The sequence below is a fragment of the Streptomyces sp. NPDC007808 genome (genome assembly GCF_042868655.1).
Lineage (GTDB): Bacteria > Actinomycetota > Actinomycetes > Streptomycetales > Streptomycetaceae > Streptomyces.
The window spans coordinates 215,472-240,182 of sequence record NZ_JBIAEQ010000001.1 but is presented as its reverse complement, the minus strand read 5'-3'; the positions used below and the strand labels follow the sequence as shown (position 1 = coordinate 240,182).

Sequence of the window (24,711 nt, the reverse complement as noted above, 5' to 3'; positions counted from 1 at the left end):
CGTGAGGGGTGCGGGTAGGGGGACGGTGGGGGGTGCGCGGGTAGGGGGGCGGTGGGGGTGCGGGTAGAGGGACGGTGAGCGTGCGAGTACGGGTGGCGGTGCGGTCTCAGTCGGATGTGGAGAGGCTGAAGGCGGCCAGCCGGAACGCGCCGTGCAACGTCAGCGTGAGGTCGTGGGCGCCCTCGGGCGGGGTGGCGAGCTCGACCGTGCTGGTCGTCCAGGTGTGGCGGTCGCCGCTGACGGGCACGTCCAGCTCGGCCAGCAGCCGATCGCCGGCCCGCAGTTCCAACCGGGCCGCACCGGCCCGCTCGTCCTCGCGGGCGGTCTCGGCCTGCACGCGGACGGCGCCGGTGAGATCGACGCCACGGAAGAGGAGCGTCGCGGGCCGGTCCGGGTGGGTCGTGGTGACGGCGTCACCGCTGGTGCGGGTGGCGTCGACGATCTCGACGCCCGTGTGATCGTCGAAGTCGACGGCCAGGGTGCGCCGGTCGAGGACCGTGCGGGGCGCGGGGGCCGTTCCGGTCACGGTGAGCGGCGCGGTGAGCACGGGCTGCTCGGCGGAGCGGGCGACGGTGATCTCGTAGTCGCCGGGGTCGACGGTGAAGGCGCCGGTGGTGACGTCCCAGTGGGCGAGCCGTTCGGCCGGCATCCGGAAGGTCAGCTCCCGGCTCTCGCCCGGCTCCAGGCGGACCTTGCGGAAGTCGGCGAGGCGCCGCCGGGGTGCCTCGTAACGGGCGTCCAGGGCGCGGACGTAGAGCTGGACCAGTTCGCTGCCGGCCCGTGCGCCGGTGTTGGCCACCGTCACCGTGATCCGGACCTCGCCGTCCTGGGCGATCGACGCGTGGGACAGCCGCAGGTCGCGGTGGGCGAAGTCGGTGTAGGACAGCCCGTGGCCGAAGGGGTAGAGCGGTGCGGCCCGGTGGTACTGGTAGGTCCAGCCGGCCTTGATGATGTCGTAGTCCAGCGGCTTCGGCAGCGGATCGTCGCCTCGGTACCACGTCTGCGGCAGACGGCCGGCTGGCTCGGCCTCGCCGAGCAGCACGGCTGCCAGCGCGTGACCTGTTTCCTGCCCGCCGTGGGAGGTCCACACCACGGCGGGCAGGTGCTCATCGGCCCAGTCGACGGCGTACGGGTAGCTGCTCATCACCACCAGCGCCGTCTGCGGGCGGACCGCGTGGACCGCGCGAAGCAGCGTCTCCTGCCCCTCGGGCAGAGCGATGTCCGCGCGGTCCTCGGTCTCACGGCCGTTGATCATCGGATGGTTGCCGAGGACGACGATCGCGGTGTCGGCCTGCTCGGCGGCGGCACGGGCCTCGGCCAGACCGTCACGCACCGCTTCTCGTCGCCAGTGCTCGGCGGTCTCGGGGCTGTCGGCCGTCATCGTCACCCGGCCGTCGGCGGGGTCGACGGCGGCGTAGCGGCCCGTATGGCGGTTGCGCAGCAGCACGCTCTCCTGGTCGCCACCGGGGGCGGGCTCCAGGAAGAAGGCTTCGTGCACGAACCAGCTCTTGATCCGTTCCTGGTCCGCCGCGAGTGAGCCGTCGTCCTTGAGGCTGAGGTAGCGGCCGGTGCCGGCGTCCCGGAGGGTGAGCGCACCGCCGCCCCAGTCGGCCACGTCGAAGGAAGTCCCGCACAGCAGACGGCCGTCGGTGCGCGAGCGCAGTCCGATACGGTCGACGCCCTCGACGCACACCACCTCCCCGCCGTGCTCCGTCAGGGCGGCTCGCAACCCGGCCGCGACCGTGACGCCGTAGGGCAGGGTGCCGCTGTACCAGTCCTCGCAGAGCATGTCGGCGAGAGGGCCGATGACCGCGACGCGGGGTGCGCCCCGCGCGGCCAGGGGCAGCACTCCCTCGTTCTTGAGCAGCACCACCGACTCGGTCGCGGCGCGGCGCGCGAGGGCGCGGTGTTCGGGGCTGTCGATCACCTCGACACCGATGCTCGCGTACGGGTCCAGGTCCGGATCGAACTCGCCGAGCCGGAAGCGGAGTTGCAGCTGGCGCCGGACGGCCCGGTCGATGTCGCGTTCGTCGATCAGGCCGCGGTCCAGCGCCTCGCGCAGCCGGCCGATCACGGTCGCGCTGTCCTCGTTCTGGTCGGTGAAGCTGTCGATCCCGGCTTTCAGGGCGGCGGCGTGGCCCGCGGCGTGGTCGTCGAAGTAGTGCTCCGGGTCGACCAGGTTGGAGGGCGCCTCGGCGTCGCTGACCACGAACAGCTCATGGCCCCTGTGCTGTGCCCAGCGCCGCAGTTCCGTCTCGATGAGCGGGCTGACATGGCAGGGGCGGCCGTTGACGAGGTTGTACGCCGCCATCGCGCCGGTGGCCGCGCCGTCGGCGACGGCCGGGCGGAACGCGGCCAGGTCGTACTCGTGCAGCACGCGGGGCCGGACGACGGAGGAGGTGACACAGCGGTCGTCCTCGTTGTTGTAGGCGAGGAAGTGCTTGAGCACCGGGGCGGCGCGCAGATAGGTCGGGTGGTCCCCGGCCAGGCCCCGGCAGTAGGCCGTCGCCAGCCGCCCGGTGTGCAGCGGGTCCTCGGAGTAGCCCTCCTCGTTGCGGCCCCAGCGCGGATCGCGAAGCAGGTTCACCACGGGCGCCCACGCCTGAAGGCTGTTGGTGCCGGAGCCGTTCGCGGGCGGGCGGTGCCGGTGGAAGGCGCGCATCTCCATCGACACGGCGGTGGCGACCTCGTGCACGAGTTCCTCGTCCCAGGTGGCCCCGAGCCCCACGGCCTGCGGGAAGACAGTGGCCTCGCCGAGCCAGGCCACGCCGTGCAGCGCCTCCGTGCCGGTGCGGAAGGAGGCGATGCCCAGGCGTTCCACGGACGGCGCGTACTGGTGCAGCAGCGCGATCCTCTCGTCGAGCGTGAGCCGTTGCAGCAGGTCGTCGACGCGCTTGTCCCACGGGAGCGCGGGATCACGGAACGGCGGCCGGTCGGCTTCGGACGGGAAGGCAGAACCCACGGAGGAACTCCTCGACGAGCGGGAGAGCATCGGTTGATGAGAGCCATTGGTGAAGCGCTTCGACGCTGCCATCGCTCCCGAGCGGATGTCAATGCCCACATGGAGGAATGTTTCCTTTAACCCCCCAGCTCTTGCTTCCCTGGAACGCTCTCACTACCTTGCATCGCTAAGTGAAGCGCTTCGACAGCTCTTTCGAGGCAACCGCAGCCGACAGGAGAGAAGCCGAAAGACCCCATGGTGAGCATCGCGGACGTGGCCCGGCGCGCGGGCGTCTCGACGAGCACCGTCAGCCATGTGCTCAACGGCCGGACCTCGATGTCCGAAGCGACCCGGCGCCGCGTTCAGCGCTCCGCGGCCGAGCTCGGCTACCACCCCAACGCCGGCGCCAGGGCACTCGCCGGTCGCCGCTCGCACATCATCGCCCTGGTCATGCCGCTGCGCACCGACATGTACGTCCCGGTCATGATGGAGATCGCCGTCTCCGTCACCGCGACCGCCCGCCGTCACGGGTACGACGTCCTGCTGATCACGAGGGACGAAGGCCCCGAGGGCGTGCGGCGCGTCGCGGCGAGCGGCCTCGCGGAGGGCGTGATCCTCATGGACGTCGAGCTCGACGACCCGCGCATCCCGGTGCTGCGGGAGCAGGGCACGCAGGCCGCGCTCATCGGTCTGCCCGACGACGCGCACCGACTGTCCTGCGTGGACCACGACTTCGCGACCGCCGGGGCTCTGTGCGCGGATCATCTCGCCGACCTCGGCCACCGGGACGTCGCCTTCATCGGCTACGGCCCCCGGCTCCACGAACGGCACGCCGGGTACGCAGAGCGCGCCCTCGCCGGGTTCGCCGAACGGGCCGCGGAACGGGGTCTGCGCCTCCTGCACCGCCCGTGCGAGGGCACGTACGCGAGCACCGCCCAGGTGCTCGACCGGGTCTTCGCCGAGCGGCCGGGAACCACCGGCTTCGTCGTGCAGAACGAGGGGGCGATCGGCCCGCTGCTCGGTCTGCTGCGCACCGGCGGGCGGACGGTCCCCGAGGACGCCTCGGTGGTCGCCCTCTGCCCGGAGCAACTCGCCGAGCAGCAGACACCCGCCCTCACCTCCGCCTCGGGACCGGCCGCGGAACTGGGCCGGGTGGCCGTCGAGCAGGTGCTGCGCCGCCTGGACGCCGTGTCACGGAGCACCGCGCCGGAGGACGAACGTGTGCTGCTGGCACCCACGTTGACGGTTCGTCGGAGCACCGGTCCGGCACGGCCGTCGTGAGCCGTTTCGGCCTCCGGCCGACCACCCCTGTCGGTCCCGGACCCTCCGTCTCCCCAAGGAGTCCGCATGACCCAGCCGCCCGCGCGCGTCCTGTTCGGCGCCGCCTATTACCACGAGTACCAGCCGTACGAGCGGCTCAAGGCCGACCTCGACCTCATGGCGGAGGCGAGGTTCACCGTCATCCGGGTGGGCGAGTCGGTGTGGTCCACCTGGGAGCCGGAAAACGGCCGCTTCGAACTCGACTGGCTGCAACCCGTCCTCGACGGCGCCCACGAGCGCGGCATCTCGGTCGTGCTCGGCACTCCCACCTACGCGGTGCCGCCGTGGCTCGCCCGGCAGTACCCGGAGATCGCCGCCGAGGACGCGGCGGGGCGCCGCGCCGCGTGGGGCGCCCGGCAGGAGGTCGACATCACGCATCCGGCCTTCCGCTTCCACGCGGAGCGGGTGGTCCGTGCGGTGGTGGCCCGCTACGCCGCCCACCCCGCGGTGATCGGCTTCCAGGTCGACAACGAGCCGGGCCCACGACTGCCGCACAACCACGGTGTCTTCCAGCGGTTCGTCGACGACCTGCGGCAGCGGTACGGCGACGTCGAGACCCTCAACCGCGAGTGGGGGCTGGTGTACTGGTCGCACCGGCTGTCCACCTGGGCCGACCTGTGGCGGCCGGAGGGCAACGCGCAGCCGCAGTACGACCTGGCCTGGCAGGCGTTCCAGGCGCGCCGGACCACCGAGTTCATCGCCTGGCAGGCCGGCATCGTGCGCGAGTACGCGCGGCCCGGCCAGTTCGTCACCACCTGCCTCGCCTACGGCTCACCCGGCCTGGAGGACGACGAACTCACCGACAGCCTGGACGTCACCGCGGGCAACCCGTACTACGACATGCAGGACAGCCTCACGATGCCCGAGCCGCCGCGCGAGAAGCTGCCGGGGCAGTGGATGGCGTACGGGGCGTGGGCCCTGCACCAGAGCGCGGACCGGATCTACTCCTCCCGCCAGGAGCCGTTCCTGATCACGGAAACCAACGCCCAGGCCATCGGCGGCACTTCGGACAACCGCCCCGCCTTCGACGGGCAGTGGCGGCAGGCCGCGTGGGCACTGGTCGCGCGCGGCGCCCGCATGATCGAGTACTGGCACTGGCACACGCTGCACTTCGGCGCCGAGACGTACTGGGGCGGAATCCTCCCGCACAGCGGACGACCGGGACGCGTCTACCGTGAACTCGCCCGGCTGGGTGCGGAGTTCGAACGGGCCGGCGGTCTGGTCGCCGGGATCGCACCGGACGCGGACATCGCGATGGTCTACTCGGCGCCGAGCAAGTGGCTGATGCGCAAGCACCCGCCGCTCGCCGGTCCCGACGGCGGTCCGGACGCGGGCGCGTACGAGGGTGTCTTCGACCCGTTCTACCGGGGCGCGTTCGAGGCGGGGCGCCAGGTACGGATCCTGCACGCCCGCCAGTTGCACGATCCGCGCGGCGAACGCCCGGGAGCGGCACCGGCGTCGGTGGCCGAGCTGCATCCCGTACTCATCGCGCCCGCGCTGTACGTGGCGGACGACGCGATGCTCGACTGGCTCGGCGCCTACGCGGCGGCGGGCGGCCACCTCGTCCTCGGCCCCCGCACCGGTTGCGGCGACCACGAGGCACGGGCGCGCCACGAGGTGACACCGGCGCGACTGGTGCAGGCCGCGGGCGTCCGGTACGACGAGTTCAGCAACCTGCACGCCGACCTGCCGCTGCGCGCGGCGCCGGACAGCCCGCTCCAGCTGCCGGGCGGTGCGGTGGCCACGCGCTGGGTGGAGGGCCTGGAACTGGCAACCGGCCACCGCCCAGGCCCCGGTGGACCTGACCGACGCCCTGGACGGCAGCGTGCTCCCGGCCGGGACACCCTTGCCGCTCGGCGCCTGGGACGTCCGCGTCCTCGCCGCCGCACCGGCGCCTCCCGCACAGGACGACCAACGGGTTCTACGTCGACCCCGACTCAAGCGCGAAGCGGTGGGTCGCCGCCAATCCGGGTGACGGCCGGGCATCCGCGATCAACGCCTCCATCGCCAACACACCGACGGCCCGCTGGTTCGGCTCCTGGAGCGGCACCATCGGCACCGCCACCGGCGCGTACGTGGGCGCCGCGGACGCCCGGGACAAGCTGCCCGTCCTGGTCGCCTACAACATCTACAACCGCGACTACTGCGGCGGGCACTCCGCGGGCGGAGCCTCCTCGCCGGCCGCCTACGCGAACTGGATCGCCCAGTTCGCGGGCGGGATCGGGGGCCGCCCGGCCGTCGTCGTCCTCGAACCCGACTCCCTCGGGGACTACGGCTGCATGACCCAGGCGCAGATCGACGAGCGCGAGAGCATGCTGACCGGAGCGCTCGCCCAGTTCAACCGTCAGGCTCCCAACACCTGGGTGTACCTGGACGCCGGCAACCCGGCCTGGGCGAGCGCGGCGACCATGGCCCAGCGCCTTCACGAAGCGGGCCTGCGGCAGGCCCGCGGCTTCTCGCTCAACGTCTCGAACTACCTGACCACGGCCGAGAACACCGCGTACGGCAACGCCGTCAACAGGGAACTCGGCACCCGGTACGGCTACACCAAGCCGTTCGTCGTGGACACCAGCCGCAACGGCAACGGCTCCAACGGCCAGTGGTGCAACCCTTCGGGCCGCCGTATCGGCACCCCCTCCCAACTGGGCGGAGGCGCCGAGATGCTCCTGTGGATCAAGGTCCCGGGCGAGTCCGACGGCAACTGCGGGGTGGGAGCCGGCTCCTCGGCCGGACAGTTCCTCCCGGAGGTCGCCTACAAGATGATCTACGGCTACTGATCCGGGGCCGAGGTCGACCGCGCCCGAGACGGACGCGGACGGCCTCGGCCCGCCGGGAGCGCGGGCGGCAACGCGGGCAGGAGGGCCGGCCGGTGAGGGCGACCGTCGACCCTCGCGGCATCGGGCCCTCCGGCAGTGACTGACCGACGACCGTGTCGGTCCGGCACCGTCACCGCGTGGCGTCGTCCCGATCGACGAGCTTCTCGAAGAAGAACTCGTGTTTCAGGAACGACACGTCGTACTCGTGCCCCGGGTACGGGGGGATCAGCTGAGCCGCCTGGATCAGGCGCCAGCCGTCGCACAGGGCTGCCACGCCCGTCTCGTAAGGCGGCTCGTCGCTGTCGCCCGTGGTGGGGGACGTGCGACCGGTGCCGTCGTAGAGCGACCAGCCGATGACCGGGGAGTCCAGGGCCGACGTGGCCAGGTACAGCACCAGCACCTGCTGGCGGACCGTGGACGCGGTCGACGCCGGGGCGGGAGTGGTCGTGGTCATGGTCACGCGGAGACCTCCTGCGGTCGATTGGAGACGCGGGTGACCCAGTGGTCGAGGTCGAAGCCCTCGTCGCCGGTCAGTTCCCGCCACAGCAGGACGCGGTTGTAGAGCTCCAGGCGGCCGGTCGCGTGCTCGTACCAGGGGAAACCGGTGTTCAACTCCTGCGCCACACGCGGGTCCGACAGGTCGGAGGTGTCCCACAGCAGCCGCTGCCGTACCGTCGGGTTGAAGCGGATCTTGAACATGTAGCGGCGGACGCCGCTGTCGTTGCGTCGGCCACCGTGCCAGAGGCCGTGGTGCAGAAACACCACGGTACCCGCAGGGCAGACCAGTCGGCTCTGGCCGCGCAGGTTCTGGTACCGGCCGGTGTCGCTCTCGTTCGTACGCCGCAGATGGCTGCCGGGCACACTGAGCGTACCGCCCATCTCCAGCGTGACCTCCTGCGGGTAGTACATGAGCTGCACGTCGAACGCGTCGGTCCGTACGTCGATGATCGCGTCCCCGTGCAGTGGCTGTGCCGCTCCCTCGTGCGGCTCCCGGACGTGCACGGCGTGGTGGTCGATGTGCGGATCGGGGCCGACCAGACTGCGCAACGCCCCTGCGACCTGGGGTAGTTCGACGAGGCGCCGTGCGAAGGATCCCTCGGGATAGGCCTTGGGGACCGGCGTGCCGTACGGCACCGGCGGGATGCCGGCCCGGAACACCTCCATGGCCTCGGCGTTCATCTCCGCGGGCACCACGGCATCCATGCGAAACGAGCCATGGGCGACGAAGTGCGCCATCTGCACCGAGCTGAGCAGGTGCTCTCCGGTTGTCGTCATGTCCACCACGGTAGGGAGCGCACCGCGTCGGGCGCGTGGCCCCGGCTCACCCACCACTGGTAGTTTTTCACCATGCTTGAGGTCGCGGTATGCCTGGACGAACCGCCCGTCGTGGCCGACGTCGGCGTCGGCATCCACGGGCCGGCCGGGCACACCGACGTCTTCCGCCTGCCCGACCTGTGGCAGCTCCACCTGTACCGGTACGAGGCCGACCTCACCGTCGGCGGCACTCCCCACACCGTCCGCCCGGGTCGGATCAGCCTCGTTCCGCCCGCCACGACCGTCCGGTACCGCTACCGGGGCCGCTCCGAGCACCTGTACGCCCACCTGCGCCTGCCCGTCGACGGCGAACTCCGCTCGGTGCCCGTCATGCAGGACGCGGGACCGGAACTGCCCGCCCTGTCCGCCCTGATGCTCCAGGCCGTCGCCGCCTGGCCGAGCACTCCGGTGCGAGCGGCGGCCGAGGTCTGGGCCGTCCTGTGGCGAGTCGCCCACCTCACCCCGCCCGCCCCGAAGGACCCCCGGGACAGCCCGCATCCGGCCGTCACCGCCGCGATCTGCCATATCGAGTCGCGCCTGGCCGACCCGCTGACCGTCCCCGAGGTGGCCCGCGCCGCCGGGGTCTCCCACAACCACCTCACCCGACTCTTCCGCGCCGCCACCGGCGACACGGTCGTCGCCTACATCCGGCAGCGCCGCCTGGAACGCGCGCGCCACCTGCTGCGCGAGTCCACCCTCTCCATCTCCGCGATCGCCGCCACGGTCGGCATTCCCGACCTTCAGGCATTCAACAAGGCCTGCCGCCGAGAACTCGGAGCTTCACCCCGGGCCGTGCGCGGTGCGCAGCGATGACGGCGTCGGAGGGCATCGGAGGGCTTCGGACGAGGTGCGGCCGGGCCGGAACCCGGACGGCCTTGCCGTCCGCCCGGTGGGCGTGCGGGCGGGCGGTCCAGGAGCGCCCAGTCCTGACCCGACAGCGAATTCGATCGAGTGACCTGTTCACTGGACTCAGTCGAATATGATGCAGTCATGGCTCATGTATCCGCGGCAGAGCGCCGCCCGCAACTGATCAAGGCGGCCATCGACCTGATGAGCAGGGAAGGCGTCGCCGCCGGCAGCACCCGCGCCATCGCCGCCGAGCTGGGTGTGGCACAGGCGACCGTGCACTACACGTTCGGCACCAAGGAAGACCTCTACCGAGCCGTCATGGAGCAGGTGACCCGAGGGCTGGTCGCCCAGGTCGAGCAGGCCGCTCCCACGGACGCGAGCTTCGAGGAAACCGTCGGCACCCTCTCCGAAGCGCTCTGGCGCACGGTGCTCGATCAGCCCGAGGCGCATCAGCTGCTGACCGAACTCAGCATGTTCGCCCTGCGCACGCCTCCCCTGAAGGATGCGCTGCACAGCCACCACAGCGAGGTCCTGGCGGTCACGACGAAGCTGGTCAGCGAGGCCGCCGAACGCACCGGCCACGAGCTGGCCCAGCCCGCCGGGACGATCGCGAGGTTCTTCCTCGCCGGCTTCGAGGGGCTGACGATGCAGCACCTCGCACTGCCGGACGAGGAGGCCGAGAGGGCATGCCTGCGGGCCTTGGTCTCGGCCGTCCTCGCCATGGCCTGAGGCAGGCCCGCGGAGACGCAGAGGGCGCCCCGGGTCTCGGCCGCGAGCGATCCCGAGGGCGGGCGTGACGGCGGGCATGACGGCGGGCATACATGGCGACGGGCATGACGGCGGGCATGACGGCGGGCATGACGGCACCTGCGCCTGCCGGAGGCCGGGGTGCGCCCGCCCGTCACTCTCGCGCCGCGGTCCCGAAGGGGAGCGGTTCACCGGAGCGCAGATGCTTCCTCAGCCACTGCTCGGTGTTGTTCACGTGCAGCAGCGCGGCGGCCTGACTGAGGACGGCGTCACGGGCGGACAGCGCGTTGAAGATCGCCTCGTGCTCGGCGAGGGTCCGGCCCGCTGCCTTGTCGTCGACCAGACCGCGCCAGATGCGGGCGCGCAGTGTGCGGCCGGAGATGCCTTCCAGGAGGGTGAGGAGGGTCTCGTTGCCCGTGGCCGAGACGACGGCGCGATGAAAGGCGGCGTCGTGAGCGTTGAGCTGTTCCACGTTGTCGCGGGCCGCACGCATGGCATCCAGGTGCCGCTCGACGTCGGCCAGTTGCGCGTCGGAGATCCGGGTGGCGGCAAGGGCCGTGGCCATCGGTTCGAGAAGCCGCCGCACCTCCATGAGATCCCGCAGGGCGACCGAGTCGATCTGCAGCAGCTCCACCGCACCGCCGACCCCCGCCAGGAGCAGGCTCGGCTGGAGGCTGGTGACGTACGTGCCGTCGCCCCTCCGGACCTCCAGGACGCGCGCCACCGACAGCGCCTTGACCGCTTCACGGGCCAGGTTGCGGGAGAGCCCCAGCTGAGCGGCCAGGTCCGGCTCCGGCGGGAGCTTGGAGCCCGGCGGAAGAGCACCGGTCCGGATCAGCTCACGGATCTGCTCGATGGCCTTGTCCGTCAGAGACAACGTTGCCTCCTGCCCCGGCCGTGCTCCGCGGGCACCTCCGACCGGATCAGCCGATGAGTGCGCAGGTCGCCCCACAGACCGTCGAGGATGTGCTGACCATGGAGTTCCACGTTTCGTACGACCTGTTCCGGAGTCCGCATGCCGAGCGTGACGATGATGATACTGGGATGCGTGTGAGCTCGTCGGGCGCGATCTCCGGCGCTGTGATCTCCGGCGCTGCGATCTCGTGGGGTGGAGCGCTGGGGCAGGCGCAGGCGCGAGGCGGGCGGGACCAGGGCCCGCACGCGCGGGCCGTGCGGGCCCTGGTCGATCGCGCGCCTCGCCGGTCGTGTGCGGCCAGCGCACAAGATTGACCGGATGTCTTCAAGGGCACCTTCGCGGTGCCGTGTCCGCCCCTTCCGACGACCTCCCGAGAAGGCCGAGTTCACACACCGCCCGTACGTCGGCGAGAGCCTCTCGGTGCCGGGCACATGCCCGATCGGTCAGCGTTTCCAGTAACGCGAACCAGCCATGAAGCACCTCGATACATGCCATGTCTAGGTAGTCGCGTTACCTGCCAGCACCCAGCAAACCGGGCTATTCCAACCCTCGGGGCAATCGCTTTCATCCCTGCACGCTGGTTGACATCCCAGGGCGCGGTGATCGACCTTCATGCGTGACCCTGCCTTCCCCTGTCCCCCTCCGCCTCAGGGATGTGCCCATGTCTCGCTCGATCGACAGACGCCGCTTCCTGGCCTCCGCAACTTGCGTGGCCGCGGCGGCCGTTGCCGCAGAGGTGCTCAGTGCGGGCACCGCCCAGGCGGCGCCGAGCACGTACACGCCCGACTGGAACTCGGTCGACCAGCACCCGCCGGCCCCGGAGTGGTTCCAGGACGCCAAGTTCGGCATCTACTTCCACTGGGGCGCGTTCAGCGTCCCCGCCTACGGCAACGAGTGGTACCCGCGGAACATGTACGAGGAAGGCAACAACGCCAACCAGCACCACATCGCGACCTACGGCCCGCCCTCGGCATGGCCATACCACAACTTCATCGACGGTGCGCGGGACTCGGCGGGCAACACCGTGAAGTTCGCGCCGAAGCTGAAGTCGGCCGGCGGGAAGTTCGACCCGGACGAGTGGGCGCAGCTGTTCGTCGACGCCGGCGCCCGGTTCGCCGGCCCGGTCGCCGAGCACCACGACGGCTTCTCCATGTGGGACAGCCAGGTCAACGAGTGGAACTCGGTGAAGAAGGGCCCAGGCCTCGACCTGCTGAAGCTCTTCTCCACGGCCATCCGCGCCAAGGGCCTCAAGCTGCTGGTGGCCATGCACCACGCGTACAACTTCACCGGCTTCTACGAACACGTCCCCGCCCAAGCGGACCCCAGTCTCAAGAAGCTCTACGGGCAGCTGGACCCGACCGCGGCGAACCAGCTCTGGTTCGACAAGCTCAAGGAGGTCGTCGACCGCGCCCGCCCCGACATCCTGTGGCAGGACTTCAACCTGGACGCCGTCGACGAGCAGCAGCGCCTCAACTTCCTTGCCTACTACTACAACCAGGCGGGCAGCTGGGGCCGTGAGGTCGTCACCACGTACAAGGACGGCATGAACGGCAAGGGCGAGGTCTTCGACTACGAGCGCGGCGGCCCGGCCGACCTCACCTCCCCGTACTGGCTGACGGACGACAGCATCTCCAGCAGCAGTTGGTGCTACACCCAGGGCATCGGCTACTACAGCGTCCACCAGATGCTGCACTCGTTCATCGACCGGGTGAGCAAGAACGGCAACATGCTGCTGAACATCGCGCCGATGGCCGACGGCACCATCCCTCAGGCCCAGAAGGACATCCTGCTCGGCATCGGCGACCACCTGAAGCGCTTCGGCGAGTCGATCTACGCGACCCGCGCCTGGACCGTGTACGGCGAGGGCCCGACGAAGATGGGCGGCGGCTCGTTCACCACCCCGCACGCCGGCACGCCGCAGGACATCCGCTTCACCCGCAACAAGGCCGCCGACGTCCTGTACGCCACGGTCCTGGGCTGGCCGGGCAGCTCGCTGACGATCAAGACCCTCGGCTCGGACCGGATCAACCTCTCCTCGCTGACCTCGGTGAAGCTCCTCGGCACCACCGCGGGCAGCTACATCGACCTGCCCGCGCCGACCCAGAACTCCTCCGGCCTCTCCCTCACCCTGCCGTCGTCGGCGCCGTACCGTGCGGGCGCCTACGTCCTCAAGCTCGCGTTCTCCGGCACGATCCCGGGCCTGCGGCCGCTCGCCGGCGCCGTCGCCTTCACGGACGTCGACTACACCGGTACCGCAGCCGTGTTCACCGTCGGCGACCACACCGCGGCCGACCTCACCGCGGCCGGACTGGGCACGCGTACCCTCTCCTCCCTGCGCCCGGCCCCCGGTTACCAGGTGATCGGCTACTCCGGCGACGACTTCACCGGCACCTCCTGGACCTTCGACGCCGACAACCCCGACCTCAGGAACACCGGCAACAACGACCGGATCACCTCGCTGAGGGTCCGGTTCGATCCGGCGAGATACTTCCGGATCACCAACGCGACCAGCGGACTCGCCCTGGACAGCGGCGGCGACGTGGCCTCCGGGTCCAACCTCAAGCAGTGGACGTGGGACGGCAGTCCCAACCTGCAGTGGCGGGCGGAGGCGGTCGCGGGCGGCTACTACCGGCTGGTCAACCGCACGAACGGCATGGTCGCCGACGGCTGGGGCGCCACCGACAACGGCTCTGCGGCCCGCCAGGCCCCCTGGAACGGCGGCCCGAACCAGCAGTGGACCATCACCCACCGGGGCGGTGACCGCTATTCACTCGCCAACCGCACCACCGGCCTGGTCCTCGACGGCGGCGGCGACGTCGACTCGGGATCCGTCACCAAGCAGTGGACCTACGGCTCCAGCACCAACCTGCTGTGGACCTTCACCGCGCAGTGACCGGCAGATCCCTCCGCCGCAGACGTGGGCGACGGGATCCGGGACGCCCTTGGCACCCAGCGAAAGGGACACGAATGCACAGAGGTGGCATGCATCTGACATTCTCGGGCCGGTGGCCGAGACGCGGGAGGCGTCCGGGCGTGCTCGTCGCGGTGACCGCGCTGCTGGCGGCGCTCCTGAGTGGGCTGGGGGCCGCCGGGACGGCGCATGCGGCCACCGTGGACACCAACGCGTGGTACATGCTGGTGAACCGGGGAAGCGGCAAGGCGCTGGACGTGTCGGGTGCGAGCACCGCCGACGGGGCGGGGGTCGCGCAGTGGGCCCGCCATGACGGGGCCAACCAGCGCTTCCAGTTCGTCGACTCCGGCGGCGGCTACTACCGGCTGAAGGCGCGGCACTCGGGCAAGGTGCTGGACGTCCGGAACCACTCCACGGCCGATCACGCGGACATCGTGCAGTGGGGCGATACGGGCGGCGCCAACCAGCAGTTCCGCCTGGCCGACTCGTCGGACGGGTACGTCCGGCTGCTCAACCGCAACAGTGGCAAGGCCGTCGACGTGCAGAACGCCTCCATGGCGGACGGCGCCAAGGTCGTGCAGTACGCCGACCGGGGCGGGGCCAACCAGCAGTGGCAACTGGTCCGCACGACGGGGGTCCTGACCCAGGTGCATACCGCCGGGCGCGTCAAAGACGCCGGGAACACCGTGCAGTACAGCTGGCCCGGCGTGTATTTCGAGGGCCGCGTCCGCGGCACCGGCGTCGGTGTCGTGCTCAACGACTCGGCCGCCGACTACGACGTCCAGGTCGACGGAACCACCGTCGCCACACTGGTCACGCCGGGCAACACCACGCACTGGATCAACGGCCTGTCCGACAGCACGCACACCGTCCGGCTCGTCAAGCGCAACGACACCCCCGGGGACACCAGCACGTTCGGGGGCTTCGTCGCGGCGCCCGGCGGCACCGTCCTGAGCAGGCCGGCCGCCCGCACCCGCCAGATCGAGTTCATCGGCGACTCCCTCACGGTGGGCTACGGCAACCTCTCGACCTCCCGCACCTGCACCTGGGACCAGGTCAGGCGGACCACCAACTCCGACGTGAGCTACGGCGCCCTCACCGCCCGGCGGCTGAACGCCGACTACCAGATCAACGGCTACTCGGGCCTCGGTATGGTCCGCAACTACAACGGAGGCCGTACGGACGTCACGTACCGGACCTTCTACGACCGTGCCCTGCTGAACGTGTCGGGCGACGTCTGGCAGAACCCGGGCACCTGGCGCCCCCAGGTCGTGGTGGTCAACCTCGGCACCAACGACTTCTCGACCGCCATCAACCCCGGTGAGCCCTGGACGTCCGACAGTCTCGCGGCCGGCTACCGCACCGCCTACGACGACTTCGTCCAGAAGCTGCGCACGCGCTACGGGGCCGGCACGACCATCGTGGCGGTCGGTGCCGGCCAGTACGCCGGCCACGTCCAGCAGGTGGTCAAGGCACGCAACGACGCCGGCGACAGCCGGGTCCGCTACTGGTTCCTCGACGACTCGGGCCTGGACTTCCTCGGCTGCGACTGGCACTACTCGGCCCACGACGACAGAGTCATCTCCGACCGGCTCGTCCCGTTCATCGCCGGTCTGGCGACGGACTGGTGACGACACCGACCACCCAGTCCACCTCATACCGCTGACCTGGGGTTCTTTATCCCCTCACCCGCTCGGCAGCGCTTATCTCGGCCCCGGACTCCGCGTCCGGGGCCGTTGGCGTGCACGACGTGAACGAAGGGCCGCCGGTCCCGATGCCCCGGGTGGTCCGGTGATCTGGTGATCCGGTGATCTGGTGATCCGGTTCCGGTGATCCGGAAGGTACCGGCCGGGGCGCCGGGGAGCACCAGCGGATCTAGCCTGGAAGCTGGCGCCGGGAACCGCCCCGACAGGCACATCCACTCGGACGGAGGTGTCGCGCGTGGACATGGCCGGTGAGCACGATGCCCCCACCGCCGCTGTCGTGGTGGCTCCGGACGGCGTGGTGAGCGGCTGGAGCGAGGGGGGACGGCTGCTGCTGGGCTGGACGGCGAAGGACACCGTCGGGCGCCCCGTGACCGACCTGCTGGTCGATCCCCCGCCCCCCGGCTTCCCCGAGGGCTACGGAGCCGGCCCCGACCGCACGGAGTGCGTCCCGCTGCGCCACCGGGACGGTTCCACGGTGGGCGCCGTGGTGACGGCGCATCCGCTGCTCGGCCCCGACGGGCGGGAGCTGGGCCACGTGCTGACCATGCAGCGTTGGGAAGGCCGCCCGGTGATCGCCGACCGGGCCTTCGAGCAGTCCCCCTTCGCTCTGGGCGTCTACGACCCCGAGCTGAGGTTCCTGTGGATCAACGCCTCCTCGGGCCGGGTGATAGCGCATTCCGAGGAGCAAGTGCTGGGCAGGAAGTACCGCGAGGTGCTTCCCGAATTCGACCGCACGCTGTTCCCCGAAAGGGACGACAAGCCCTACACCGACGCGCTCGCCGAAGTGGCGAGGACGGGCGAGGCCACGCGTCTCATCACCGTCTTCCGCCCTCGCGGCAGCAACTACGCGAACGCCTGGGCCACCAGCATCTGGCCCGTCCGGGATGCCGGGGGCACGGTACGCGCGATCGCCAACTGGGGCTTCGACATGAGCGCCGAGTACTGGGCTCGGCAGCGCCTGCTCATCCTCAACCAGGCCGGCGGCGGCATCGGCCGGACCCTCGACGTGATCGGCACCGCCCGCGAACTGGCCACGACTCCGGTACCGCGATTCGTCGACCTCGTCAGCGTCGATCTCTTCGACGAGGTGCTGCGCGGGGAGGAACCGCCCTCGGTGTCCGGGTTCGCCCACGGCGGGACGATCAGGCTCAGCCGTGCCGCCCAGCACAGCGCCAAGGACGGCGCCGAGCAGGCTCCCGGGCCCACGAAGCCCGTCACCCACCTTCCCGGTTCCGTCGCCGCCCGCTGCATCGCCACCGGCAGGTCCACGGTCGAGCTGGCCGCTGAGCCCGGTGAGGGCGGCGAGTGGGCCTTCGGACCCGGGCTCGCCGCCGACCCGGCACACTGGCCACCGGGCAACCCGGTGATCGACGCGTCCATCGCCGCGGAGGGACTGACGGGCCGGATCACCGTGCCGCTCCGAGCCCGCGGCGCGCTGCTCGGCGTCGTCGCCTTCTCCCGCCTCGACCGGCCCGAGGCCTTCACCGCCGACGATCTGATCCTCGCCGAGGAGCTGGCCGCCAAGGCGGCCGTCGCCATCGACAACGCCCGCCGGTACTCGCGCGAGCGCACGACCGCGCTGACTCTGCAACGCAGCCTGCTACCGCAGGGACTGCCGGTCCAGGAGGCGGTCGAGGTGGCATCCCGCTACCTGCCCGGCGGGACCGGCACCGAGGTGGGCGGCGACTGGTTCGACGTCATTCCGCTGTCCGGCGCCCGGGTCGCCCTGGTCGTCGGCGACGTCGTCGGCCACGGCCTGCACGCCTCGGCCAGCATGGGCCGGCTGCGTACCGCCGTACGCACCCTCGCCGACGTCGACCTGCCACCGGACGAGCTGCTGACCCACCTGGACGACCTGGTCCTCCACCTCGCCAGCGACCTCCAGCCCACCGGCCACTTCCAGCCGACCGGCGAGTCCGGGGCCACCTGCCTGTACACCGTCTACGACCCGGTGTCCAGGCGCTTCACGCTGGCGAGTGCCGGCCATCCCCTGCCGCTGGTCATCGCCCCGGACGGCACCAGGACCCCGGTCTCCGTCCATCCGGGACCGCCGCTCGGCATCGGTGGTCTGCCTTTCGAGGCCACCGAGCTCGAACTGCCGGAGGGCAGCCTGCTCGCGCTGTACACCGACGGACTGATGGAAAGCCGCGAACGGGACGTCGACCAGCGGACCGCCGAACTGCAGCAGCTGCTGAACCACTCGGCCACCTCACTGGAGGCCCAGTGCGACACGGTGATGGACGCCATGCTCCCCGATCACCGCACCGACGATGCCGCCCTGCTGCTCGTTCGCACCCGTGCGCTGGACCCCCACCACGTCGCCGACTGGGACGTCGAGCCCGACACCGCGCAGGTGCCGCGGGTCAGGAAGGTCGCTGTCGACCAGGTGGACGCCTGGGGCCTGGAGGAGGCGGCGTTCGTCACCGAACTGGTCGTCAGCGAGCTGGTCACCAACGCCATCCGATACGGCGAGCCGCCGATCAGACTGCGGTTGATCCGCGACACCTCCCTGATCTGCGAGGTGTCCGACGCCAGCAGCACCGCCCCCCACATGCGCCGGGCCCGCGCCTTCGACGAGGGCGGCCGAGGACTGCTGCTCGTCGCGCAGCTCACCCAGGGCTGGGGCACCCGGCACACCACCGACGGCAAGACCATCTGGTGCGCGCAGGCCCTCACCCCACCTGCGCCGCAATGAGCGACCTGCGACGGCGACAACAGTGACGGTGACAGCGACAGCGACAGCGACAAGGCCACATTGTCGAAGCGCATCGATTCGGGCTCTGATGCTGACAGGCCGTGAGAAACCCGGGCTGTGACCAAGTTTCCTTGCCGCACGACTCTTGTTTCGCACGAAACGCGTCCGTTAACTTCCCTTCCAAGTGAAGCGCTTCGACACACGGAGCCGATCTGCTGCCCACCCGAACGAAAGGACGACCAAGGGTGCCCGCTCAGAACCGGCCCTCCCGCGCCGCCAACCCCGTGCTCCCCGGCTTCCACCCCGACCCGAGCATCTGCCGCGTCGGGGACGACTACTACCTCGCCTGCTCCAGCTTCGAGTACTTCCCCGGCGTACCCCTGTTCCACAGCCGTGATCTGGTGCACTGGAGGCAGATCGGCAACGTGCTCGACCGGCCGGGCCAGTTGCGGCTTCCGGCCGAGATGCCGTCCTCCGGCGGGATCTACGCCCCGACCCTGCGCCACCACGACGGCCGCTTCTGGCTGATCGTCACCAACTGCAGCGAGGGCGGCGGGAACCTCATCGTCACGGCGACCGACCCGGCCGGACCCTGGTCGGATCCCATCTGGGCGCCGGGCGTACCCGGCATCGATCCCGACCTGGCCTGGGACGAGGACGGCACGTGCTGGTGCACCGTGGCCGGGGTCTCCCAGATCCGCCTGGACCCGTCCACCGGGAAGACGTACGGGACTCCGCACAAGCTCTGGTCCGGCGGGCCCGGTGCCAAGGCCCCGGAAGCGCCGCACCTGTACCGCATCGGCGACTACTGGTACCTGCTCATCGCCGAGGGCGGCACCGAACGCGGCCACGGCGTGTCGGTCGCCCGTGGCCTCACTCCGAGCGGCCCCTTCGAGCCGTGCCCGGCCAACCCGGTCCTCACCCACCGGGGCACCGACCACCCCGTCCAGAACACCGGGCACGGCGACCTGGTCCAGGCCCCCGACGGCTCGTGGTGGATGGTGTTCCTCGGGGTGCGGCCGCGAGGCGGCACCCCGGGCTGGCACGTGCTCGGCCGGGAGACCTTCCTCGCGCCCGTGACCTGGGAGGACGACTGGCCGGTCGTAGGCGAGGTCACCCTGGACCTTCCCCAGCTGCCCTGGCCGCTCTCCCCCGGCCCCGCCGAGGAACGGCGCGACGACTTCGCACTCACCCGGCTCGGGCCGTCCTGGATCTCCCTGCGCGACCGGTCCGCCGAGCACTGCACCACCGAAGAGCGCCATGGATGGCTGACACTGCACGCGCGGGGCAGCTCGCTGGACGAGCCCGACGTGGTGTTCACCGGCCGCCGCCAGCAGCACCTCACCTGCCGGGCGCGCACTCTGGTCGACGCGGGGCACGGTTCCGGCGGCCTCGCCGTCCGGCTGGACGAGCGGCACCACTACTCGATCGAGGTGTCCGGCACCCGGGTGCGGGTGGTCGCGCGCGTCGGCTCCCTGCGTACGGTCGTGGCCTCGCGGTCCGTACCCGCCGGGCCGGTGGTCCTCGCCCTCACGGTCACGGATCCGCCGTCCGCTCCCGGGCCGTGCTCCGGACCGGACGTCGTCTCCCTCGGTGTCGAGGAGCCCGACGGCACGTTCACCGAACTCGCGGCCCTCGACGGCCGCTACCTGTCGACCGAGGTCGCCGGCGGCTTCACCGGCCGGGTCATCGGTCTGTACGCCGTGGCCGGCACCGTCCACTTCGACTGGTTCGACTACGAGCCCCTCGACGACTGACCCCGACCCCTCCCGACCGTCGAAACCCGGGCGTCACCGACCGCGGAGGGAGCCGGCCCGAACCGCCGACCGTAAGGCACGACCGAACGAGAGGCATGACACATGAAGGACGTACGGCAACCCGCGCACCACCGCAGACGCGGCTCACGCCGCCCGGCCGGCCTGCTGTTGGCGCTGCTCGTCATTCTGGGCCTGGCCGGCAGCACCGCAATCGCCGCGCCCCGCGACACGGCGCAGCGGGCGCCTTCCGCGGCCAAGGTTCCGGCCCGCGCCATGGACGCCGTAGCCGCGATGCAGCCCAGCTGGAACCTGGGCAACACCCTGGACGCCATTCCCCACGAGGAGAACTGGGGCAACCCGAAGGTCACCCGGGACCTGTTCACCACCGTCCGCGGGGAAGGGTTCCGCAGCGTCCGGATCCCGGTGACCTGGTCCGACCACCAGTCGGCCACCGCCCCTTACACCGTCGACGCCGCGTACATGAGCCGCGTCAAGGAGGTCGTCGACTGGGCGCTCGACGAGGGCCTTTACGTCGTCCTCAACGTGCACCACGACTCGTGGCAGTGGATCAAGAAGATGCCCGCCGACCACGACGGAGTGCTGGCCCGCTTCAACTCCACCTGGACCCAGATCTCCAGGACGTTCCGCGACGAGCCGCGCACGCTGATCTTCGAGAGCGTCAACGAGCCGCAGTTCGAGAATGCCACGGCCGAGCAGAAGGCCAAGCTCCTGCACGAGCTGAACACTTCCTTCCACAAGATCGTGCGCTCCTCGGGCGGCGGCAACACCGACCGCCTGCTCATGCTGCCCACGGACGGGTGCACGCCCTCCCAGGTGTTCATGGACGACCTGTACACCACGATCAAGTCGCTGAACGACCGTCACCTGATCGCCACCGTGCACTACTACAGCTGGTACCCGTTCAGCATCAACATCGCCGGCGGCACCCACTACGACGACGTCGCCCAGAACGACCTCGACGACGCCTTCGCCCGCATGCGCGACACCTTCGTCTCCAGAGGCATCCCCGTCTACCTCGGTGAGTACGGCCTGCTCGGTTATCCAGACCACAACCACCCCTCACGTGTCGAGCGGGGTGAGGCGCTGAAGTACTACGAGCACTTCTCACACGCGGCGCGCCTCACCGGTGTCACCACCGCGCTGTGGGACCCCGGGACCTGGGCCTACATGAACCGGACGACCCTGAAGTGGACCGACCCCGCCTTGATGGCCTGGATCAAGTCCAGTTGGACCACCCGTTCGGCAACGGCCTCCTTCGACAAGATCTTCTTGGAGAAGAAGGAGCCGATCACGGCCAAGGGGGTCACCCTGAATCTGAACGGGACCGCGTTCCGGGGACTTTGGCACGGCAAGACCAAGCTCGTCGAGGGACGCGACTACACCCTCTTCGACAAGAAGCGGCTCGTCGTCACGGCCGGCGCGCTGACCCGGCTGAGCGGCGACCGCGCGTACGGGGTCAACGCCACCCTCCAGGCCCGGTTCTCCCGCGGACTGCCCTGGCAGATCGAGGTGGTCACCTACGACGAGCCGGTGCTGTCCGACGCCACGGGCAAGACCGACGCGTTCACCGTCCCCACCCGGTACCGAGGTGATGTGCTGGCCACCATGGAGGCCAGGTACGGCGACGGCAGCAACGCCGGCCAGACCGGCTGGACCCCGTACCAGGAGTTCAACATGGCCTTCTCGCCGGACTACCGGAACGACACGATCATCCTGCAGCCCGAGTTCCTGAAGTCGCTGCGCGACGGCGAACGGGTGACATTGACCTTCCACTTCTACAGCGGCAAGAAGGTCAGGTATCACGTCAAGAAGTCCGGAGACTCCGTCACCGGCACTCACGTTCCGCCCACCTCCTGACCGACCCGACTCCCCGCCCTGGTTGCCGTTTCTCCGGCGACCAGGGCGCGCGTGTGCCAGCGCCAGGGCGTGATCCAAAAAGCTTCAGGACCGCGGCAACCTGTGCGTGGTCTGTGGCGACAAGAAAGCGGATCCGGCCAGTTCCGGTAGCCGGGATCCGGGTTTCCACTGTTGAACAGCTCGCAAGGAGAACGCCTCCCCATGAACACCCCCACGAACGGCGGGCGCCGCGGGCGTCACCGCCGTCGCTGGACCGCCACCGGCCTGCTGCTCGGCGTGCCCGCCGTCCTCGTGCCGTATCTGCTGTACGCGCAGGAGGACTCGCAGGCAGCGACGGTCGACGCAGACGCCTACTACCGGCTGATCTCCGTGCGCAGCGGCAAGGTGCTGGACGTCAACAGCTTCTCCACCGCCGACGGCACCCGGATCCAGCAGTGGACCGACCAGAACACCGCCAACCAGCAGTGGAAGCTGAAGGCCGTCGGGGACGGCTACTACGAGCTGGTGAACCGCAACAGCGGCAAGGTCCTGGGCATAGCAGGCAATTCCACCGCTCAGGGGGCGGCGGCCGAGCAGCAGACCGACAGCTCCGCCACCTCGCAGGAATGGCGCATCAGCGAGGTGAGCGGTTCCGACGCCGTCACCCTCACCTCCCGCAGGAGCGGCCAGCTGCTGGACGTCTCCGGCGGCTCCACCGACCAGGGCGCGGCGGTCATCCAGTTCCCCGACAAGGGCAGCAGCAACCAGCAGTGGAAGCTGGTGAAGGCGGGCGCGAGCGGAGCGCCCGCGGCCGGCGCCGCGCAGACCACGGCCGCGGCCGGACCGTATGTGTGGAAGAACGCCCAGGTGGTGGGCGGCGGTTACGTCACCGGGCTGGTGTTCAACCCGCGGGAGAAGGGTCTGCTGTACGCGCGCACCGACATGGGCGGCGCCTACCGCTGGGACACCGGGGCCGAGCAGTGGATCCCGCTGACCGACTGGATCGGCGAGAAGGACTGGAACCTGCTCGGCATCGACTCGGTGGCCACCGATCCCGTCGACCCCAAGCGGCTGTACCTCGGGGCGGGCACCTACACCAACGACTGGGCGGGCAACGGCGCGATCCTGCGTTCGACGGACCGGGGCCGCACCTTCAAGCGCACCGACCTGCCGTTCAAGCTGGGCGCCAACGAGGACGGCCGCGGAGCGGGCGAACGGCTCGCGGTCAACCCCGCGGACAACGGCACCTTGCTGCTGGGTACCCGCAAGAACGGCCTGTGGCGCAGCGACGACCACGGCGTGACATGGAGTCAGGTCTCCTCGTTCCCCGTCAAGGACGGCGCGAGCAGCGGCGCGGGCATCTCCTTCGTGACGTACGGCCCGGCCGGCAGCAAGACGGTCTACGTCGGCGTCAACGACAGGTCCACCTCCCTGTACCGCTCCACCGACAGCGGCAGGACCTGGCAGGCCGTCTCCGGGCAGCCCACCGGCCAGCTGCCGCAGCACGGCGTCCTCTCCGGTGACGGCTCGCTGTACCTGACGTACACCGACAACCTCGGGCCCAACGGTGTGACGGGGGGTTCGGTGTGGAAGTACACGCCGGGCCGCGGGGCGTGGAAGAACATCTCGCCCTCCCGGGGCAACTACGGGTTCTCCGGTCTGGCCGTCGACCCGCGCAAGCCCTCCACGGTGATGGTCACCACCCTCGGCCGCTGGTGGCCCGAGGACGAGATCTACCGCAGCACCGACGGCGGCACGACCTGGAAGGCCCTGGCCGACAAGTCGAAGCGGGACGCCTCCGCCGCTCCTTACGTCGGCACCCACACCGGGCACTGGATGACCGCCCTGGCCATCGATCCCTTCAACTCCGGGCACGTGCTGTACGGCACCGGCAACGGCATCCTGCGCAGCAAGAACGCGGGCGCCTCCGACACCGGCGGCATCAGCCACTGGAGCATGGGCGCCCGAGGGCTGGAGGAGACCGCGCTGCTGGACGCGATCGCCCCTCCCGGCGGAGCCACCGTCATCACCGCCATGGGCGACCAGGGCGGCTTCCGGCACGACTCCCTGACCAAGGTGCCCTCCGGGCGGCTGAGCAACCCGATGATGACCAACAGCACCGACATCGACTTCGCCCAGTCCAAGCCGTCGATGATGGTCCGCGTCGGCCGTGGCGGCGCGCAGGACGGCGCCTACTCCACCGACGGTGGCCGCAGCTGGAACGGCTTCAAGGCGGAGCCGGTGGCCAGTGCCCAGGACGGGCATGTCGCGCTCGCGGCGGACGGTTCCACCGTCGTCTGGACGCAGGCCGGTCAGGCCCCGTACCGCTCGACCGACAACGGAGCGAGCTGGTCCAGGGTCAGCGGCCTGGGCAACGGCGCCGTGGTCGTCGCCGACCGCTCCTCGGCCGGGACCTTCTACTCGCTGTCCGGCGGCACGCTCTACGCCAGCACCGACGGCGGCGCGACCTTCACCGCCCGGGCCGGCAACCTGCCCTCCGGCCGGCTCACTGCCGTCCCCGGCATCGCCGGGGACCTGTGGATCGCCGGCGGTGACAAGGGGCTGCTGCACTCCACCGACGGCGGCCGAAGCTTCACCACGCTCAAGTCGGCGCAGTCCGCCTCCGCGCTCGGTTTCGGCAAGGCGAAGCCGGGCACCGGCTACCAGGCCCTGTACCTGATCGGCACCGTCAAGGACGTCACGGGAGTCTTCCGCTCCACCGACAAGGGCGCCACCTGGCTCCGCGTCAACGACAAGGCCCACCAGTGGGGCGCCATCGCCGGCACCGGCGTCATCACCGGCGACCCCGACACCTTCGGCCGCGTCTACGTCGGCACCAACGGACGCGGCCTGCAGTACGGCGACCCGTCCTGACCCCACCC

The 24,711-nt window shown here is 70.6% G+C and carries 13 protein-coding genes and 2 pseudogenes; 11 read left to right on the top strand and 4 right to left on the bottom strand.

From position 1 onward, the window contains the following. Positions 1-106: 106 nt before the first annotated feature. Positions 107-2,992, bottom strand: coding sequence for a glycoside hydrolase family 3 C-terminal domain-containing protein (locus tag ACFYNL_RS01090; protein ID WP_388794453.1), 2,886 nt, complete (start codon positions 2,990-2,992; stop codon positions 107-109). Between the two features lie 204 nt (positions 2,993-3,196). On the opposite strand from ACFYNL_RS01090, the gene ACFYNL_RS01085 reads away from it, so the two are divergent. The 3 genes and pseudogenes from ACFYNL_RS01085 to ACFYNL_RS01075 form a co-directional block, all read left to right on the top strand. Next, entirely contained in the window at positions 3,197-4,222 is a 1,026-nt protein-coding gene (locus ACFYNL_RS01085; RefSeq protein WP_388794450.1) for a LacI family DNA-binding transcriptional regulator, read from the top strand. Between the two features lie 66 nt (positions 4,223-4,288). Further along, positions 4,289-5,884 (top strand): annotated as a pseudogene (locus ACFYNL_RS01080) (beta-galactosidase); the annotation flags it as partial. A 281-nt stretch (positions 5,885-6,165) separates the two neighbouring features. Then, positions 6,166-7,038: pseudogene (locus ACFYNL_RS01075) on the top strand (glycoside hydrolase family 6 protein); the annotation flags it as partial. Positions 7,039-7,207: 169 nt separating this feature from the next. Here ACFYNL_RS01075 and ACFYNL_RS01070 read toward each other — a convergent pair. Next, entirely contained in the window at positions 7,208-7,531 is a 324-nt protein-coding gene (locus ACFYNL_RS01070) for a hypothetical protein (RefSeq protein ID WP_388797196.1), read from the bottom strand. Between the two features lie 2 nt (positions 7,532-7,533). After that, positions 7,534-8,352, bottom strand: a complete 819-nt coding sequence (locus ACFYNL_RS01065) for a phytanoyl-CoA dioxygenase family protein (protein ID WP_388794447.1) — start codon at positions 8,350-8,352, stop codon at positions 7,534-7,536. Positions 8,353-8,424: 72 nt separating this feature from the next. On the opposite strand from ACFYNL_RS01065, the gene ACFYNL_RS01060 reads away from it, so the two are divergent. Further along, positions 8,425-9,204 (top strand): helix-turn-helix domain-containing protein, encoded by a 780-nt coding sequence (locus tag ACFYNL_RS01060; RefSeq protein WP_388794444.1) that lies wholly within the window; start codon positions 8,425-8,427, stop codon positions 9,202-9,204. 177 nt (positions 9,205-9,381) lie between these two features. After that, the gene (locus tag ACFYNL_RS01055) at positions 9,382-9,969 is read left to right on the top strand and encodes a TetR/AcrR family transcriptional regulator (protein ID WP_388794441.1); all 588 of its coding nucleotides are present in this window, start codon (positions 9,382-9,384) and stop codon (positions 9,967-9,969) included. A gap of 172 nt (positions 9,970-10,141) precedes the next feature. On the opposite strand, the gene ACFYNL_RS01050 is transcribed toward ACFYNL_RS01055, so the two are convergent. Further along, positions 10,142-10,864 carry a FadR/GntR family transcriptional regulator gene (locus tag ACFYNL_RS01050; protein ID WP_388794438.1) on the bottom strand — a complete coding sequence of 241 codons (723 nt, stop codon included), beginning with the start codon at positions 10,862-10,864 and terminating at the stop codon, positions 10,142-10,144. Between the two features lie 700 nt (positions 10,865-11,564). Between ACFYNL_RS01050 and ACFYNL_RS01045 the strand changes: the two genes are divergently transcribed. From ACFYNL_RS01045 to ACFYNL_RS01020, 6 genes are all read left to right on the top strand, one after another. Further along, positions 11,565-13,796, top strand: a complete 2,232-nt coding sequence (locus tag ACFYNL_RS01045; protein WP_388794435.1) for an alpha-L-fucosidase — start codon at positions 11,565-11,567, stop codon at positions 13,794-13,796. An 89-nt stretch (positions 13,797-13,885) separates the two neighbouring features. Continuing rightward, positions 13,886-15,445 (top strand): RICIN domain-containing protein, encoded by a 1,560-nt coding sequence (locus ACFYNL_RS01040; protein ID WP_388794432.1) that lies wholly within the window; start codon positions 13,886-13,888, stop codon positions 15,443-15,445. Between the two features lie 316 nt (positions 15,446-15,761). Next, complete coding sequence (locus ACFYNL_RS01035; protein ID WP_388797190.1) at positions 15,762-18,215, top strand: SpoIIE family protein phosphatase; 2,454 nt, start codon at positions 15,762-15,764, stop codon at positions 18,213-18,215. Positions 18,216-18,460: 245 nt separating this feature from the next. Next, entirely contained in the window at positions 18,461-19,972 is a 1,512-nt protein-coding gene (locus ACFYNL_RS01030; RefSeq protein ID WP_388794430.1) for a glycoside hydrolase family 43 protein, read from the top strand. A 102-nt stretch (positions 19,973-20,074) separates the two neighbouring features. Further along, positions 20,075-21,850 carry a cellulase family glycosylhydrolase gene (locus ACFYNL_RS01025; protein WP_388794427.1) on the top strand — a complete coding sequence of 592 codons (1,776 nt, stop codon included), beginning with the start codon at positions 20,075-20,077 and terminating at the stop codon, positions 21,848-21,850. A 201-nt stretch (positions 21,851-22,051) separates the two neighbouring features. Then, entirely contained in the window at positions 22,052-24,703 is a 2,652-nt protein-coding gene (locus ACFYNL_RS01020) for an RICIN domain-containing protein (protein WP_388794425.1), read from the top strand. Positions 24,704-24,711: the final 8 nt, after the last annotated feature.

Bases quoted from the DNA above. Each gene is read 5' to 3' on its own strand.
- ACFYNL_RS01090 (WP_388794453.1), bottom strand. From the start codon at position 2,992: ATGCTCTCCCGCTCGTCGAGGAGTTCCTCCGTGGGTTCTGCCTTCCCG.
- ACFYNL_RS01085 (WP_388794450.1), top strand. From the start codon at position 3,197: ATGGTGAGCATCGCGGACGTGGCCCGGCGCGCGGGCGTCTCGACGAGC.
- ACFYNL_RS01070 (WP_388797196.1), bottom strand. From the start codon at position 7,531: ATGACCACGACCACTCCCGCCCCGGCGTCGACCGCGTCCACGGTCCGC.
- ACFYNL_RS01065 (WP_388794447.1), bottom strand. From the start codon at position 8,352: ATGACGACAACCGGAGAGCACCTGCTCAGCTCGGTGCAGATGGCGCAC.
- ACFYNL_RS01060 (WP_388794444.1), top strand. From the start codon at position 8,425: ATGCTTGAGGTCGCGGTATGCCTGGACGAACCGCCCGTCGTGGCCGAC.
- ACFYNL_RS01055 (WP_388794441.1), top strand. From the start codon at position 9,382: ATGGCTCATGTATCCGCGGCAGAGCGCCGCCCGCAACTGATCAAGGCG.
- ACFYNL_RS01045 (WP_388794435.1), top strand. From the start codon at position 11,565: ATGTCTCGCTCGATCGACAGACGCCGCTTCCTGGCCTCCGCAACTTGC.
- ACFYNL_RS01040 (WP_388794432.1), top strand. From the start codon at position 13,886: ATGCATCTGACATTCTCGGGCCGGTGGCCGAGACGCGGGAGGCGTCCG.
- ACFYNL_RS01035 (WP_388797190.1), top strand. From the start codon at position 15,762: ATGGCCGGTGAGCACGATGCCCCCACCGCCGCTGTCGTGGTGGCTCCG.
- ACFYNL_RS01025 (WP_388794427.1), top strand. From the start codon at position 20,075: ATGAAGGACGTACGGCAACCCGCGCACCACCGCAGACGCGGCTCACGC.
- ACFYNL_RS01020 (WP_388794425.1), top strand. From the start codon at position 22,052: ATGAACACCCCCACGAACGGCGGGCGCCGCGGGCGTCACCGCCGTCGC.